The organism is Paenibacillus sp. FSL W8-0187 (assembly GCF_037969755.1).
Lineage (GTDB): Bacteria > Bacillota > Bacilli > Paenibacillales > Paenibacillaceae > Paenibacillus_AQ.
On the sequence record NZ_CP150206.1, the window covers coordinates 6,564,547 to 6,579,406 of the forward strand.

Below are 14,860 nucleotides of genomic sequence, written 5' to 3' on the forward strand. Positions count from 1 at the left end.
GACGATCACGATGAACTATCCTGTCAAAATGTATGAGTACCATGTATGGGCCAACCAAGCGATATTCATCCGCCTGCTGGAGCTGCCAGGCGAATTGTACAATCGGAAAATAACGAGCATTTTCCCAACCGTATCCGAAGCGTTGATTCACATCTACACGGCGGATCTCGGATGGATGAACATTTTATCCGGAATGGACATGAACCATGCTTTAACGGAGGCCTTCCAGCTCCGAGACGAGCTTGAGTCCATTTCACTGGAGGACCTAAACCTCCGGTTTATCGAGCTGTCAGAGCGATTCACGGCTTTTCTCAGCCATAATCCTGACCTGGAACGGATCATCCGATTGGATAATCCTTATGCCGGGATCCGGGATACCCGCCTGTCCGAGATTATGCTTCATGTCGTGAACCACGGCACGTACCATCGTGGAAATATTGCCGCCATGATGCGCCAGCTCGGAAGCTCCTCCGCGATGACCGACTACGCTTTTTTTTGGTACCAGAGTGAGCAGGAGTTGGTTCTTACCTGAATGACTCGAAGCATAGCGGCAATCGCCCCTCGCCCCTGATCCGGAAATCCCATATCGGGTATCAGGCCGGCAAATACTGCACCCAAAAAGCCTGCTTCAGAATCGGGTTCCAAGGCAGGCTTTCCTATTACATGTGTTCTACAATTTCAATTTGCGTCCTTCCGTCAATCGTACCCAGAAGCCGCCTTTGAAACTTTTCGGTTCATGGGAGATAATGAACGCCTGCGGCGACATTTTGGATAGTGACTCCATCAACCGCCGCTCGTTCTTCCGTTTCACGAGCACTTGAAGCACGAGCCGTTTGCCATCCTTGCCGTCCGCTTCCCAGGCGGTCACGCCATATCCTTTCTCCCGCAGGTTCATCGCCAGGTTCGTCTCAACGGAATTAACGATAACCTGTACCACGATGTATCCGAGTGCCAAATATTCCTCGATCCGACTGCCGGCATATACGCCAAGGCCGAAGCCCAGGCAATAGGCCGCCATATTAAAAGGATTGTCCAGATTTTGCAGGACGAGATTGAGGCCGAGCAGGTAGACGAATACCTCCAGCATGGCCAGAAGGGAGGCGATCCCCCTTCTGCCTTTGATCATCAGAATCAGCCGCAGCGAAAAGATCGAGACATAGACTACGTTGATGCCGATGATGGAACCGATAAGTGTCAGCGAGATCATTGAGAATCACGAGTGGCGATATACTCCGGTCTTGGCTTCTGGCCCGAATACGGCTGCTTGACCTTGTTCTCCACGCTGTTATAAACCATGAAAATATTGCTGCGCGGCATCGGCGTAATGTTACTGTTCGAACCGTGCATAATGTTGCAGTCAAAAATCACGATTGAGCCCGCTTTGCCAACCGGCGTGTCGATACCGCCTTTCTTCACCATGCTTGTCAGGCTGTCATGATCCGGAACACCGTACTCCTGCTTACGCAGGGAATCCTTGAAGTGATCCTCCGGCGTTTGGCCGATGCAGGCCACGAATTCCTTATGCGACCCCGGCACAACCATAAGCGGTCCGTTATAAGGGTAGTTATCCTCCAGGGCAATGGAGCAGCTCAACGCTCTCATGCGTGGCATGCCATCCTCGACATGCCACGTTTCGAAATCGGAGTGCCAATAGAACTCCTTGCCCGTAAAGCCCGGCTTGTAATTAATTCGGGATTGATGGATATACGTCTCGCCTCCCAAGAGGTATTCCATAATCGCCAGGAGTCTCGGATGCTGGGATAGCTTCTTGAACACTTCATGGCTCTCATGCACCGCGAATACCGACCGCACTTCATTCCCGCCCGGCTCCCGGATCACTTCATCCTTGTCCGATTCTCTTGCCGTTACCTGCAAACTGCGGGCTTCCGCCTGATATTTCGACAGCTCCTCTCGACCAAAAAAGTCTTCCAGGAATAAATATCCGTTGCGCTCATAGAAGTCGGATTGCTCCTGCGTTAACGCTGCATCCGGACTCCATTCGGAATGAACGACAGGATCCTGTCTCTTTAGGATTCGGGGCTCCGCATGCACTCTTGAAGGATAAACGTCCAGTTCTTTTTCCTGAAGGGCCGACACATGATTATTACTCATCGCATATCATCTCCTTAATCTGAAATTGGGGCGAGCAGCGGGTAGGTTCCTTCCTCATCGTGAACTTCAGCACCGGTAAGCGGCGGATTGAATACGCAGACCATCCGCATCTGCGAACGGGCTCTCAAATAATGCTTCTCATGACCGTCCAGCGCGTACATCATCCCTGGGGATATCGGGTAGGTTTCACCCCCGATAACCTCGATCTCCCCCTCCCCTTCGATGCAATACACGGCTTCGACGTGGTTTTTGTACCAGATCAGCGTCTCCGTTCCGGCCTTGATGAGGGTATCATTGAGAGAGAAACCCATGCCGTCCTTGGTGAGCAGCAGCCTTCTCGAATTCCATGTCTTGGTATCGATATCGTCCTTGGTATCCACGATCTCTTCCAAATGTTTAACAATCATGACAACCTCTCCTCTGCAGCTAATTGTTTCATACTGTTCTCAAATATCCCCAATCCCTGTGTCAATGTGTTCATTTCAATCGTCAGCGGCGGCATCAGCTTTGCCACTTCGCTGTGCGGACCCGACGTTTCCATAATCAATCCTTGCTCGAAAGCGATCTCGGACAGTCTGCTTGCAAGTTCCGGCTTATCAAAAGCAACCCCCTGAATCATGCCTCTGCCGCGAATATCGCCGACGAGCTTAGGGTAATCCTTCACAACGCCTTCCAATGATTGGCGAATCCGATTCTCCCTAATGCCGATATCGAGCTGAAAATCTTTCGTTTTCCAATAATTCAGCGCTTCGGCCGCGGCCACGAATCCGAGATTATTGCCCCGGAAGGTACCGTTGTGCTCCCCCGGCTCCCATATATCGATCTCCGGCTTGATCAGCGTAATCGCCATCGGCAAGCCAAAGCCGCCAATCGATTTCGAGAGACATACGATATCCGGCTCAATGTCGGCATCATCAAAACTAAAGAACGGCCCGGTTCTGCCGCAGCCCATCTGGATATCATCCAAAATAAGCAGCATCCCCTTATCCTTACAGATGCGTGTCAGCTTTTGCAGCCATTCCCGGCTGGCGGCGTTTAATCCGCCTTCCCCCTGCACCGCCTCGACGATCACCGCAGCCGGAAGCGGAATGCCGCTTCCCGGATCATCCAGAAGCTTCTCCATATATGCCATCGTATCCACGTCATCGCCAAAGTAACCGTCATAAGGCATAAATACCGAATGGCTCAGATCCACGCCTGCGCCTTGGCGTTTGAAGGAATTGCCGGTAACCGCCAGCGATCCCAGCGACATGCCATGAAAGGCATTCGTGAAGCATAGAACGGTGCTGCGCCCCGTCACTTTGCGGGCGATTTTGAGCGCTGCCTCTACGGCATTCGTTCCGGTCGGACCGGGAAACATCACTTTGTGATCCCACCCGCGCGGCTTCAGGATGACTTCCTGAAATCGGGTCAGAAACGTTTCCTTTGCATCCGTAGCCATATCCAGACTATGCGTGACGCCGTCCCTCAGAATGTAGTCGACCAGTTTCTCGCGAATCTTCTCATTGTTATGTCCGTAATTTAAAGCACCGGCTCCCGCAAAAAAATCAATGTATTCATTGCCCTGCGTATCCCACAGCTTCGCATTCCGTGCCTTGTCGAAAACGGTCTGAAAGCTCCGGCAATAACTTCTTACTTCCGATTCCAGCTTGTTAAACACAGTAAGCTTCGGTTTCTCCATGACTTGGTTGTCCATAGTTCCCTCCATTTGTTTAAATGTCATTGAAAAAGGGGCCAATCACGAATAACGGCTCATCTTCATGAGATGTCCCATCAGGGAACATCTCTGCTCCATAACCTACGGTTACGGTGCTGGGAATGGATTTCTCCTCGGCATAACCGAGAAACAAACGACGGGACGCCATGTTGCTCGGCGATACCGTAGCTTCAATATAACGGACACCATGGCATGCCTTCTGATTCATGAGACCTGTCAGCATCGCCTTGGCAATGCCTTGCCTCCGATGCGAATTAGCAACGGCCACTTGCCATACGAACAGCGTCTCCGGATTACGAGGAGAACGGAAGGCGGAAATAAAACCGATGATATCTCCTTCATGCTCGGCGATCATGCAGGTATCATGGAAGTAATCTCCAAGCAGCATGTAACAATAAGGGGAGTTCAGATCAAGCGATCCGGTGTCGCGTATGAGCTCCCACACCCGGGTGCCATCCCGTGCTTCCGGTCTTCGGTAAACAATTTCGGTTTCGGTATCCACAGCCATTCTATACATCACCTCTTTCCAGAACTAATTTCCGTTGGAACGGAATCGCTGCAGGAAGCTCTGCAGTCGCTCGCTCTGGGGATTATCGAATATCTCCTCCGGCGTGCCCTGCTCAACGATCCTTCCATCGGCTCCGAATATGACCCGATCCGCGATTTCCTTCGCAAAATCCATCTCATGCGTAATCAGCATCATGGCCATTTCGCCTTCATCCGCGATTTCCCGAATGACCTCCAGCACCTCGCCGACCAGCTCCGGATCAAGAGCCGAGGTGACCTCGTCAAACACCATTACCTTCGGCCGCATGACCAGCGCTCTGGCGATGGCAACCCGCTGCTTCTGCCCCCCGGACAGATTGGACGGATACATCTTCAGCTTGTCGGCCAAACCGACCTTGCTTAGCATGGAGACGGCCCGCTCCTCCGCCTCTTCCTTGGATAAACCCAGCACCTTACGCGGGGCCTCCGTCACATTGCGAAGTACATTCATGTGCGGGAACAGATTAAAATGCTGGAAGATCATGCCGACGTTGCATCGCATCCGGTGCAAATGCTTTTCGCTGGCCCGAACCAGCTTCCCTTTCTCTTCCATATGCCAGAGCAGCTCGCCATCAACCTCGATGGTTCCTTCGGTGGGTTCTTCCAGCGTCATCAGCATCCGGCCCATTGTCGTTTTGCCCGATCCGCTTGGACCGATCACAGCCACCTTTTCTCCAGGCTGCATCTCCAGATCGATGCCTTTAAGCACCTGGAGATCACCAAACGACTTGGTCACGCCCGTATATTTCACAATCGGCTTGGTACCCGTAGCGGGATTGTTCCCCTGCTGCGGTACCTTCGAAGCTTCCGCTTGCTCATCGATCACAACGGCATTCAATAGACTCCCTCCTTTATTTTCCACGCTGCAGATTCAAACGTTTTTCCAGCCTTTGCACAAGCAAAGATGCGATATAACTGATGATCAGGAACAGAATCCCGACCAGCGTATACGGCTCAAATGCACGGAACGACTGCGACACGATATTTTTGGCCGTCAGCATCATCTCCACCAGCGTGATGGCGCATAGAATCGGCGTTTCTTTAAACATGACAATTAAATAATTGCCCAGTACCGGAATGATTGGCGGCACCGCTTGCGGCAGGATAATACTTCGCCAGGTTTTAGCTTTCGTGTAATTCAGTGCTGTGGCAGCCTCCCATTGCCCCTTCGGCACTCCCTCGATTCCGGAACGGTACACCTCGGACAGATAGGTGCTGTAATGCAGCCCGAGACCGATGACCCCGGCATAGAAGGCCGGAATGGAAATTCCCGTTAGGAGCGGCAGACTGTAATACAGGAAGAAGACCTGAACCAGCAGCGGTGTATTGCGAATAAATTCAATGATTCCTTTGGTTATAAGCGACAACAGCTTAAATCGGCTCCGCGTCGCAAAGGCAAGCAGCAATCCGATGATTAATGCCACCACGAAAGCGCAGATCGTCACCCATACCGTCATCTTTAACGCACTCAAGAGCTGCGGCAGGATATCCCACACATAGTTCCAGTCCCACATGTCTATAACCTCCCCGCTGTCCATTTACGCTCCAGCAGTCGAACTGCCAGCGATACGAGCGTAGCAATGACAAAATACATGAGGAGCAGCAGTACCAGAATCTCGGTCGTCCAGGAGATGTAATTGTTGCGGAGCACCATCGCCTGATACGTCAAATCCGCCATGGTGATGAAATAAACCAATGAGGTGGATTTGATGAGTTCCACAAGCTGATTCCCGAAAGGGGGAAGCATTCGCAAGGAAGCTTGAGGCAATATCACATTCAACAGCCTTTGCCAAGGCTTCAGATTAAGCGCTAAAGCGGCCTCCCACTGTCCTTTCGGAACGGCCAGCACAGCGCTTCGGACGATCTCCGAGCCGTATGCGCCGAAGTTTAGCCCGATCGCAAGGATGGCCGCCAACATTTTCGGCAGCTCGATGCCGATGAACGGAAGAGCGAAATACAACCAAAACAGCTGCACCAGCAAGGAGGTTCCCCGAAAGACTTCCACGTACACGGCTGTCAATGTGCGAATGATCCACAGCTTCGACAGTCGGCATAACCCGGCTGCAAAGGACATCACGACCGCAAGGATGGCTGAAAAGAAAGCTACCACAATCGTGATCTCCGCCCCTTTTAGCAGCGTAGGGAGAAAATCAATCCACGAATTCGGCATACTATTCCCCGCAAAGCGCAGCAGCCGTCATTTCACCCGGAAGCTCTTCTTCTGTGAATCCGAACTTCTGCAGAATTTCCAGCAGCTCGCCCGATTCCTTCATTTTTTGCAGCTCCGCATTATAAGCCTCCTGGAACTCGGTATCCGCTTGGCGGAACGCCGTAGCTCCATAACCCCGAACGCTTTCTCCATCGATGACCGGCTGCTCGAAATCAGTTACACGTTCGATGTTGTCATCACTAGCCGAATCCAGCATCGCCTGCAGAGAGGGTCCCGTCATGGTAATCGCCTGTACCCGGTCTGCCTGAAGGGCGCTAATAGCCGAGGCCTGGTCGGGGACCTGTATGATCCGGTCTGAAGGAATACCGGACTTCTCCATATAGCCGATTTCAACCGCGCCTGTCATGACGGCGACCTTAGCCTGGTCATGATTAGCAATATCCTCATAACTTCCGAGTTCCATCGGATTCCCTTGCTTCACCGCAATGGCTTCCCCGATGCTGTACTCCGGATTGGCAAACAATACGGCGGAGCAGCGGTCCGGATTAATGAACATGCCTGCGGTGATTAGATCAAACCGCTCGGCCTGCAGTCCGGCAACCAGTGAACCGAATTCCGTCAGCTCTCCCCTCATTTCCTTGATGCCAAGCCGCTCCAGAATAACCCGAGCAATCTCAACGGCTTCTCCCGTCAGCTCCCCGTTGGCCTCTTTATAGGCATAAGGCTTCTCATTCGCAAAACCTACGGTGATATACCCTTGCTCCATGGCGCGATCCAGTGTACTCCCTTTGTCACCGCAAGCCGCAAGCAATACCACCATAGTCACTGATAACATCAGCACAAGCACTCTCTTCAAAACCTTCCACAACCTTTCGTTATGACTTTGCAATCCTTACAAAATGGCATGTTGAAATTACCCTTGTTAACGCATATGTTAACTTGGATATAAGGACATTCAGACACCTTGCACGGGTCGGGGCTTCAGGGAAGATGATTCATCCATCTCCTTGCACGCTTAAACCCAATGCCATCCGACTGATTCAATTGGTTAAACATTTGCAGGCCTTGCCCCTCCTCTTTAGCAGAATACAAAAAGACCACCAAACAGGGGATTTAGACATAGCTCCGCCAGCAGGGGGTCAAAAAATAGAGAAAAGGCCCCTAAGAGAATCAAGGGCCTTTGTTATGAACATCCATTATGTATGCAAGACCCATCCACTGCTGACGAGGTTAGCTGACGGACTCGGGTAAGATGGTACCCTACACTCATGATTCCAAGTGACTCGCCCCTGGTGAAACTGGTTCCCCCGCTTTCCGGAAAATGTATGCCGGAAACTAAGCGTGTGTCCATGATAAAGGGAAGTTTAGGAAAAGTCAAACCCCTTAAACCGCTTTTTCTGGAAATTCACACGCAGAAATGCCATTCTTCCGGGGTGTATGACAAGCTAGAAAAATGCCTCATTCAAGCTTGTCCACCTACAACATAGGAATTTTATCCCAGACCAATTTTTCGCTATATAGCAGGCGTTTGCCATGCCTCCCTTACTCGTTCATGTGATGGATAGTTTATGCCATGAATTAGACCAAAACAGTGGAAAGCTTCTACAACTCCATCTGAACCAAAAAAAATTTTTGATTATCCATTAAAAACCCATTATGACTCATTTACTTCTAGTTACGGGAGCGCTGGTGCCAGCATCATATATTAACCGCCGATAAGTGTCGGGATTTTTGGTCCATGGATTATACGGCTGTATATCCGCCATCCACCAGTAAGCTTGTGCCTGTAATGAAGGACGCATCTTCACTGGCAAGGAACAACACGGCTTTGGCTACTTCTTCCGGCTGTCCCAAGCGGCCCATCGGATGAAGGCCGACCAGGTGCTCGGTGATCGCTTCCGTTCTTCCCTTAATAAGCGGAGTATCGATGTATCCCGGGCATACGGCATTGACCCGGATCCCTTTTGGAGCATAATCCGCGCCCATCGACTGGGTTAACAGCTTAACGCCTCCCTTAGCGGAAGCATAAGCGGTAACACCCGCTTTTCCGACATGGCTATGGATCGAGCCGCAGTTTACGATCGCCCCTCCGGTTCCTTGGGATAACATCTGTTGGATTACATATTTATCACACAGGAACACCCCTGTAAGATTAATATCAATCGTCTTTTGCCAGTTGTCCATCGACAACTGATCAGCAGGGGCATCATGAGCAATGCCTGCATTGGCGAACAATACATCGACACGGCCAAAATGCTCAACCGTCTGCTTCACCATATTTGCAACTTCCTGTTCTTGGGTCACATCCGTCTTAACGAACAGCGTTTCAAAGCCTGCGCCTCTTAATTCATCCGAAACAGCCTGTCCCCGGTCCGAATAATCTGCAATAACAACCTTGGCTCCCTCTTCTACAAAAAGCCTTACTGCTGCTTCGCCGATCCCGCTGGCGCCTCCCGTCACAATGACAACCTTGGATTCAAATTTCATTTGTCGACCACTCCTATATTGTGAATTCATCATATCGATTCCATATTCATGTAGAGTTAACATATTCCAGGCATGATATTCCACAAGCCCCTGTTTCTTTCATGAACAACATCCTATCGAATAACGGCATATGGACGCTCACAACTTAATATTCGCCGCATCCTAACCTTATCCAGCCTGTCCATTGTTATACAGGCCGCTCGATTGTAAACATCTCTCCCAGTGAAGCATAGATATTACCAGCCATACGGCTCACAGGCTTCAACTTGGCAGCGTCAATCCGGCCTTGCTCGTAAAGTTCCTCCGCAACATGGAAGCGGACTACGCGGGCAATCAGCAGATCGGCACCAGGCAGCTGATCCGCTGCATTCAAAGTGACGACCTGCTCCAGCACGCATTCCATGCGAATCTTGCTCTCCAGAACGCCGGGAACTTTAACGACCTCGCTAACGACCGGGGTTAAATGCGCTCTGTCAAGTTCACTCTCATGCGGGGGCAGGTTCGCCGCCGTTTCGTTCACGGCTTCAACATTGTCTTCGTCCACGATGTGGATGACAAGCTCACCGCTTTGCATGGCATTTCTCGCTGTATCCTTAGCCGTACCGTTCTTCCGCTGAACGGAAACGGACAGCAGGGGCGGATTGCTGGACAGAATGGAGAAATAACTGAATGGTGCCGCATTCAGCACACCGTCCTCCGATAATGTCGTAACAAAAGCGATCGGTCGCGGAACAACGCTCCCGATGAGCAGCTTGTAAGTGTCCCGTTCGCTTTGGGTATTCGGGTCAATGGATATCACTTTAGTTACCCCTCTCTTGTGTTTTGACTTGAATAGGCTCCAGACCTTCCTCAATACGGGCTCGCTCCGGTTCAAACCAGGCAGGTAGTTTCAATTGTTCCCCCAGTGAGTCCAGATCTTCATCCACCGTAAATCCGGGTAGATCGGTTGCGATCTCAAACAAGATCCCCCCTCGTTCCCTGAAATATAACGATTTGAAATAGTTGCGGTTCTTAATATCCGTTGGCAAAAAGCCATGCTGTTTCACCCACTCTTGCCATGTAACATGCTCAACATCATCTTGAGCCCGCCATGCGATATGATGGGTCGTTCCGGCCCCCCCGGCGCCCCACGGGATATCCCGCATCGGTAAATCAATCACGTTGCCGAAGGGCCCTGCTGACTGAAACCGCGCATAGTTAACGTCCTCTCCCATGAAGGTCAGTCCCATTACCTGCTCCAGCGCTATCTTCGTTTCCTTCCACTTGCTGCTGAACAGGACCGCACCACCAAACCCCTTAATCGCTGTGTCCGGCGTTACATCGTCTACAGACCAACTGCTCTTCGGTCCGTCTTCCCGCTCGACCAGCTCCAGAGAAAGTCCATCGCGATCGGAGAACTGAAGATAGTGTTCGTTAAACCGAAAGGCTTTCATGACAGGAACGCCGAAGCTCCGTAAACGCTGTTCCCAATAAGGCAGGGCACCCGCAGGGACAACAAATGTTGTATACCCAACCTGCCCTCCTCCACGTCTCCCTCTTCGCGAAGCAGGAGACGGAAAGAAGGTGATAATAGTCCCCGGGTGTCCCTCTTCATCCCCGAAATACAAATGGTACACCTCAGGCGCATCGAAATTCACCGTCTTCTTCACCAATCTGAGCCCCAGCACACCCGTATAAAAATCAACATTCTTCTGCGGGTCCTGTGCATAAGCGGTAATATGATGAATGCCTGCTGTTTGTAATGCCATATTCATCGCCTCCTCATTGTTTCCGTGTCCAACCCGATGTTTCCATACATGATTTCTGGTTCATATAATTAAAATATACAATCTTTAAATTTAATATCTTTAATTTAAGATTATATATTTTTCATATCATTGTCAAGCGCGCCTTCAAACCTCGGGCATATAAAAAGCCGCCAAGAACGCTTCCACGCTCTTAGGCGGCTTCAGTATGCAGCTACGACCGCATGCCTATCACCCATCTATGCTTTTTGCCACTTTTCCTTAAAGAATAGCTGATAAACTCTCGTTACGATAATCTTAATGATCATGTAAATCGGTACCACCAGCAGAACCCCTATAATTCCGCCGAGATCCTGTCCCACCAAAACCAGGATAATGATCGTAATGGGATGGATAGCCAGCTGTTTGCCAAAGATATATGGTCCAATCAGGTTATCCTGAATCTGCTGAGCTGCCAGAATGACAACAAGCGACCAGATCGCCGTTCCAGGGGATTGAATGAAGCCGATGATCACGATCGGGATCGAGGATAGAATAGCTCCGATAAATGGTATGAAATTCGCGATAACCGCCACGGTCGTCAGCAGTAATGCATAAGGAAGACCAATAATCAGGAAGCCGATGTACATCAAAACACCCAGCGCCAGATTGACGAGCACTCGTCCAACGATGAACCCTTTGAGGGCATTGTTGATTTCATCCAGTACCGAAGCTCCCACTTCCTTGAAGCGGTTAGGCAAAAAGCTGACAATCATCTCTCCGAACTTCCCGCCTTCCTTCAGCATGTAATACAGCAGGATCGGGAACGTAAATAAAACGATGGCAAAGTTCGACACGAACGAGAAGAGGTTCATAATATAATTCGTCAGGAACGTGAAGCCTTGATTCAAATAATCGGTTAATTGGGTAAGTGGATTAGAATTCTCCGGAAATATCTCCTTAAAGAGCCCGTTATTTTCCCACTCCTGCAGCTGTTCACCTAAGGCAGCAAATAATGCGGGCGCATTCTCCACAAGAGCAATGATCTGATCCCGCAGAGATGGCCATACCCCAATAATAAAACCTGTAAGTATGCCTGCAAACACGACATATAGGAGCAGGATGGCCAGTGAGCGATTTAGCTTGCGCTTTTCGAGAAGATCAACCAGCGGCCTGAGCAGGTAATAGAAGAATCCTGACAGCATCAGCGGCACGAGGATGATCGAGAAGAACGAAAGTACCGGTCTGAATATAAAATCCACCAGCGATCCCAAATAAATAATAATGAGGACCAGAATCACGGCGAGACATAATTTGAAAAACTTGTTCATTTTCAGCAAAAAGCATGCCCCTTCTCCTATTTTTTTCACCATCGTATCATGACAATGTGTGCATATACAAATCGCTTGCGTCTACACTGGTATAGGATGTCGGATTGTAGCGCCATCGCTTATATAACCATTCCGTTCACTTCATCCTGCCGATATATACTTCTCCTAACGCCTCACGTATAATATGAAGGATTGCAAGGGCAAGGATATAGTTTAGGAGGATATTATGAACATGCATGTTACATCCATCACTCTTGGTCTGATCATCGTACTGAATATCGTGTTCTCCATGTTCGTGGTTTTTAGGGAACGGCGGGATGCCGGCTCCACCTGGGCATGGCTGCTGGTGCTGTCTTTTATCCCGATTTTGGGCTTTGCGCTCTACCTGTTGTTCGCCCAAAATTTAAGAAGAATCCGTCTCTTTCATTGGGGTGATCTGCAGAAAACAGGCATCGAGAAGGTATTGCTGTCTCAAATGGAAGGGATGACTAACGGGGAATACCCGTTCAGCAATCAAGCCGCGGCGGATAGCAGCGATTTGATCCATATGCATATCAATGAGAATCAGGCGATCCTTACGGACGACAACAACGTTGAAATTTTCACGGATGGACGCAAGAAATTTGAACGGTTGTTTCAGGATATTGAGGAAGCCAAAGTCTATATACATATTCAATACTACATCATTCGTCGGGACGAGCTGGGCAAGAAGCTGATGTCCCTGTTGACCAAAAAAGCAAAGGAAGGCGTGAAAGTCCGGGTTCTGTACGACGAGCTGGGCTCGCGTCAATTAACCAAGGGCTTCTTCAAAGCATTTCGCGAAGCCGGCGGAGAAGCCGAGGCCTTCTTCCCGTCCAAGCTGCGCTTCATTAATCTGCGCTTGAATTACCGGAATCACCGAAAGCTCGCTATCATTGATGGCGACATCGGATATGTGGGCGGTTTTAACGTTGGGGATGAGTACCTGGGTCTCAACTCCAGGTTCGGCTATTGGCGAGACACTCATCTGCGCATTCAAGGTGAAGCTGTTTATGCGATGCAGGTTCGCTTCATTCTCGACTGGAATCAGGCTTCACACCATCACGATATTTCTTATGAATCGAATCTGTTTCCCAAGATCGATTCGCCTGGCAATGTCGGGATTCAGATTGTGACCAGCGGTCCGGATTCCAGATATGAACACATCAAGAACGGTTATATCAAAATGATTTCGTCCGCCAAGAAATCGATTCATATTCAGACGCCGTATTTTATCCCCGATGCCAGCCTCCTGGATGCGCTCCGCATTGCGGCGCTGTCCGGCGTTGAGGTTAACCTGATGATTCCCGATAAACCGGACCATCCCTTTGTCTATTGGGCGACCTTATCCTATATCGGGGAAATGCTGAGAACCGGGGCTAACGTGTATCTCTACAATAATGGCTTCATTCATGCCAAGACCATCATCATTGACGAGAAGATTTCTTCCGTCGGCACGGCGAATATCGATGTTCGAAGCTTCAAGCTGAATTTTGAAGTGAACGCGTTCCTGTACGATGAGGATTTATCAAAACAATTGACTCACATCTTTCATCAGGATCTGCAGGTATCCAGCCAGCTTACGATGAAGCAGTATCTGGAGCGATCAAGGTGGATCAAGTTTAAGGAATCCATCTCACGCTTGCTGTCGCCTATTCTGTAAAAAAAGCCTTTAGCGCTGCCGCAACATTTAGCAATCCAGAAGAAATGCGGGAGACTCAGAACGTTTATACTAAAGCCAAGGAAAACGAATCCATCATTTTATTTTAAAACTGGGAAGGATGTTGTACGTGGCTAAACTGACACCGTATATTTTCTCTGAGGATGCAAAAGCGCAGGCTGAGTTTTATACCCAAGCATTAGGCGGGGAGATCTTGTCCGTGCAAACCCATGGCGAGATTCCTGGAACCAAGGAAGAGCTTAAAGATAAGGTCATGCATCTTAGTCTGGTAGCAGGAGGAATTCCAATCTTTATGTCGGACTCCATATTCCAAACCCTGGAGCGAGGGAACGGAATTCATCTGAGCCTGTCGTTTGAAAGCGATGCTGAAGCACATGAAGCTTTTGACCGCTTGGCAGAAGGTGGTAAGGTGCTCGATCCGCTGAAGACTCAATTCTGGGGAGCGCTGTTCGGGTTGCTGGAAGACAAGTTCGGCGTATTGTGGCAGGTAACGACCGAAGTCCAAGTCAATTAATGGTAGATGGCCCTTCAAGTTTCACTTGGAGGGCTTTTTTTTGCGTGATTTATTTGGAGCTCCAACGTTCCACGACTTCCGCTGCGGCCAATCGGCTTGTGTCCAAAAAGACCTCAGTCCTTATTCTCCAATTGATCACTCACCTCGTATAGATGCAGCGATAATTCATCACCTTCGGCATGACCTAAAATAGCGCCGTAACGACTGCGCAAATTCATCCAGCACTCGTGAATCACTTTCTCCAAAGCCTTCCCTTTATCGGTTGTATAGATCAATGACATCCTTCCTTCCACCCGATTATAAACCAGCCCTTTAACGGCCAGCTTCTCAACCAGTCGTGTTACGGTAGAAGGCTGAAGATGTAGAATTTCGCCTAATTCCTTCTGCGAGATTCCTTCCTTCTCATATACAGCCATAAGCAAATAAGCATAGGTGGGTGACAATCCGCTTGCGGCAAATTCATCTTCGGCCATCTTGGTAATGACCCGGCTAAGTCGATTGGCTGTGAAGTAAAGGCATTCCTTGATATACGTATTTAACATGACGGCTACCTCTTTCGC

17 protein-coding genes and 1 riboswitch are annotated in these 14,860 nt (G+C 49.8%); of the genes, 3 read left to right on the forward strand and 14 right to left on the reverse strand.

The features are described from left to right. The first annotated feature begins 10 nt into the window (after positions 1–10). A complete protein-coding gene (locus tag MKY48_RS29775) occupies positions 11–532 on the forward strand; it encodes a DinB family protein (protein ID WP_339291799.1) in 522 nt (173 codons plus the stop codon). A gap of 138 nt (positions 533–670) precedes the next feature. Here MKY48_RS29775 and MKY48_RS29780 read toward each other — a convergent pair whose 3' ends face one another. The 13 genes from MKY48_RS29780 to MKY48_RS29840 form a co-directional block, all read right to left on the reverse strand. Further along, entirely contained in the window at positions 671–1,207 is a 537-nt protein-coding gene (locus tag MKY48_RS29780; RefSeq protein WP_076325312.1) for a DUF2179 domain-containing protein, read from the reverse strand. Next, a complete protein-coding gene (thpD, locus tag MKY48_RS29785; RefSeq protein WP_339268243.1) occupies positions 1,204–2,112 on the reverse strand; it encodes an ectoine hydroxylase in 909 nt (302 codons plus the stop codon). The genes MKY48_RS29780 and thpD overlap by 4 nt, the downstream gene beginning before the upstream one ends. Positions 2,113–2,126: 14 nt before the next feature. Next, positions 2,127–2,519: an ectoine synthase gene (locus MKY48_RS29790; protein ID WP_076325310.1), complete on the reverse strand. Its 393-nt coding sequence runs from the start codon at positions 2,517–2,519 to the stop codon at positions 2,127–2,129. Beyond that, positions 2,516–3,808 (reverse strand): diaminobutyrate--2-oxoglutarate transaminase, encoded by a 1,293-nt coding sequence (gene ectB, locus MKY48_RS29795; RefSeq protein WP_339268245.1) that lies wholly within the window; start codon positions 3,806–3,808, stop codon positions 2,516–2,518. The genes MKY48_RS29790 and ectB overlap by 4 nt, the downstream gene beginning before the upstream one ends. Before the next feature lie 16 nt (positions 3,809–3,824). Further along, a complete protein-coding gene (ectA, locus tag MKY48_RS29800; RefSeq protein WP_215161873.1) occupies positions 3,825–4,337 on the reverse strand; it encodes a diaminobutyrate acetyltransferase in 513 nt (170 codons plus the stop codon). A 24-nt stretch (positions 4,338–4,361) separates the two neighbouring features. Continuing rightward, positions 4,362–5,213 carry an ectoine/hydroxyectoine ABC transporter ATP-binding protein EhuA gene (gene ehuA, locus MKY48_RS29805; protein WP_339268248.1) on the reverse strand — a complete coding sequence of 284 codons (852 nt, stop codon included), beginning with the start codon at positions 5,211–5,213 and terminating at the stop codon, positions 4,362–4,364. A gap of 13 nt (positions 5,214–5,226) precedes the next feature. Next, complete coding sequence (gene ehuD / locus MKY48_RS29810) at positions 5,227–5,889, reverse strand: ectoine/hydroxyectoine ABC transporter permease subunit EhuD (protein ID WP_339268250.1); 663 nt, start codon at positions 5,887–5,889, stop codon at positions 5,227–5,229. Positions 5,890–5,891: 2 nt separating this feature from the next. After that, positions 5,892–6,545 carry an ectoine/hydroxyectoine ABC transporter permease subunit EhuC gene (ehuC, locus tag MKY48_RS29815; protein WP_339268252.1) on the reverse strand — a complete coding sequence of 218 codons (654 nt, stop codon included), beginning with the start codon at positions 6,543–6,545 and terminating at the stop codon, positions 5,892–5,894. A 1-nt stretch (position 6,546) separates the two neighbouring features. Next, positions 6,547–7,380 (reverse strand): ectoine/hydroxyectoine ABC transporter substrate-binding protein EhuB, encoded by an 834-nt coding sequence (gene ehuB / locus MKY48_RS29820; protein ID WP_339273699.1) that lies wholly within the window; start codon positions 7,378–7,380, stop codon positions 6,547–6,549. 371 nt (positions 7,381–7,751) lie between these two features. Further along, positions 7,752–7,897, reverse strand: a riboswitch (cyclic di-AMP (ydaO/yuaA leader). Between the two features lie 391 nt (positions 7,898–8,288). Continuing rightward, positions 8,289–9,032 (reverse strand): SDR family NAD(P)-dependent oxidoreductase, encoded by a 744-nt coding sequence (locus tag MKY48_RS29825; RefSeq protein WP_076325305.1) that lies wholly within the window; start codon positions 9,030–9,032, stop codon positions 8,289–8,291. Between the two features lie 187 nt (positions 9,033–9,219). Then, complete coding sequence (locus tag MKY48_RS29830; protein ID WP_339268254.1) at positions 9,220–9,831, reverse strand: flavin reductase family protein; 612 nt, start codon at positions 9,829–9,831, stop codon at positions 9,220–9,222. A 1-nt stretch (position 9,832) separates the two neighbouring features. Next, positions 9,833–10,780: a ring-cleaving dioxygenase gene (locus MKY48_RS29835; protein ID WP_339268256.1), complete on the reverse strand. Its 948-nt coding sequence runs from the start codon at positions 10,778–10,780 to the stop codon at positions 9,833–9,835. Positions 10,781–11,016: 236 nt separating this feature from the next. Next, positions 11,017–12,096, reverse strand: coding sequence for an AI-2E family transporter (locus tag MKY48_RS29840; protein WP_339268258.1), 1,080 nt, complete (start codon positions 12,094–12,096; stop codon positions 11,017–11,019). 223 nt (positions 12,097–12,319) lie between these two features. Here MKY48_RS29840 and cls point away from each other — a divergent pair, with 223 nt between their 5' ends. After that, complete coding sequence (gene cls, locus MKY48_RS29845; protein ID WP_339293564.1) at positions 12,320–13,768, forward strand: cardiolipin synthase; 1,449 nt, start codon at positions 12,320–12,322, stop codon at positions 13,766–13,768. A 127-nt stretch (positions 13,769–13,895) separates the two neighbouring features. Next, positions 13,896–14,300 carry a VOC family protein gene (locus MKY48_RS29850; RefSeq protein ID WP_076325301.1) on the forward strand — a complete coding sequence of 135 codons (405 nt, stop codon included), beginning with the start codon at positions 13,896–13,898 and terminating at the stop codon, positions 14,298–14,300. Between the two features lie 113 nt (positions 14,301–14,413). On the opposite strand, the gene MKY48_RS29855 is transcribed toward MKY48_RS29850, so the two are convergent. Continuing rightward, on the reverse strand, positions 14,414–14,842 hold the full coding sequence (locus MKY48_RS29855; protein ID WP_194544956.1) for a MarR family transcriptional regulator: 429 nt from the start codon (positions 14,840–14,842) through the stop codon (positions 14,414–14,416). Positions 14,843–14,860 lie beyond the last annotated feature (18 nt).

Excerpts from the sequence above, each read along its gene's own strand:
- MKY48_RS29775 (WP_339291799.1), top strand. The coding sequence starts at position 11 with ATGAACTATCCTGTCAAAATGTATGAGTACCATGTATGGGCCAACCAA.
- MKY48_RS29780 (WP_076325312.1), bottom strand. The coding sequence starts at position 1,207 with ATGATCTCGCTGACACTTATCGGTTCCATCATCGGCATCAACGTAGTC.
- thpD (WP_339268243.1), bottom strand. The coding sequence starts at position 2,112 with ATGAGTAATAATCATGTGTCGGCCCTTCAGGAAAAAGAACTGGACGTT.
- MKY48_RS29790 (WP_076325310.1), bottom strand. The coding sequence starts at position 2,519 with ATGATTGTTAAACATTTGGAAGAGATCGTGGATACCAAGGACGATATC.
- ectB (WP_339268245.1), bottom strand. The coding sequence starts at position 3,808 with ATGGACAACCAAGTCATGGAGAAACCGAAGCTTACTGTGTTTAACAAG.
- ectA (WP_215161873.1), bottom strand. The coding sequence starts at position 4,337 with ATGGCTGTGGATACCGAAACCGAAATTGTTTACCGAAGACCGGAAGCA.
- ehuD (WP_339268250.1), bottom strand. The coding sequence starts at position 5,889 with ATGTGGGACTGGAACTATGTGTGGGATATCCTGCCGCAGCTCTTGAGT.
- ehuC (WP_339268252.1), bottom strand. The coding sequence starts at position 6,545 with ATGCCGAATTCGTGGATTGATTTTCTCCCTACGCTGCTAAAAGGGGCG.
- ehuB (WP_339273699.1), bottom strand. The coding sequence starts at position 7,380 with ATGTTATCAGTGACTATGGTGGTATTGCTTGCGGCTTGCGGTGACAAA.
- MKY48_RS29825 (WP_076325305.1), bottom strand. The coding sequence starts at position 9,032 with ATGAAATTTGAATCCAAGGTTGTCATTGTGACGGGAGGCGCCAGCGGG.
- MKY48_RS29835 (WP_339268256.1), bottom strand. The coding sequence starts at position 10,780 with ATGGCATTACAAACAGCAGGCATTCATCATATTACCGCTTATGCACAG.
- cls (WP_339293564.1), top strand. The coding sequence starts at position 12,320 with ATGCATGTTACATCCATCACTCTTGGTCTGATCATCGTACTGAATATC.
- MKY48_RS29855 (WP_194544956.1), bottom strand. The coding sequence starts at position 14,842 with ATGTTAAATACGTATATCAAGGAATGCCTTTACTTCACAGCCAATCGA.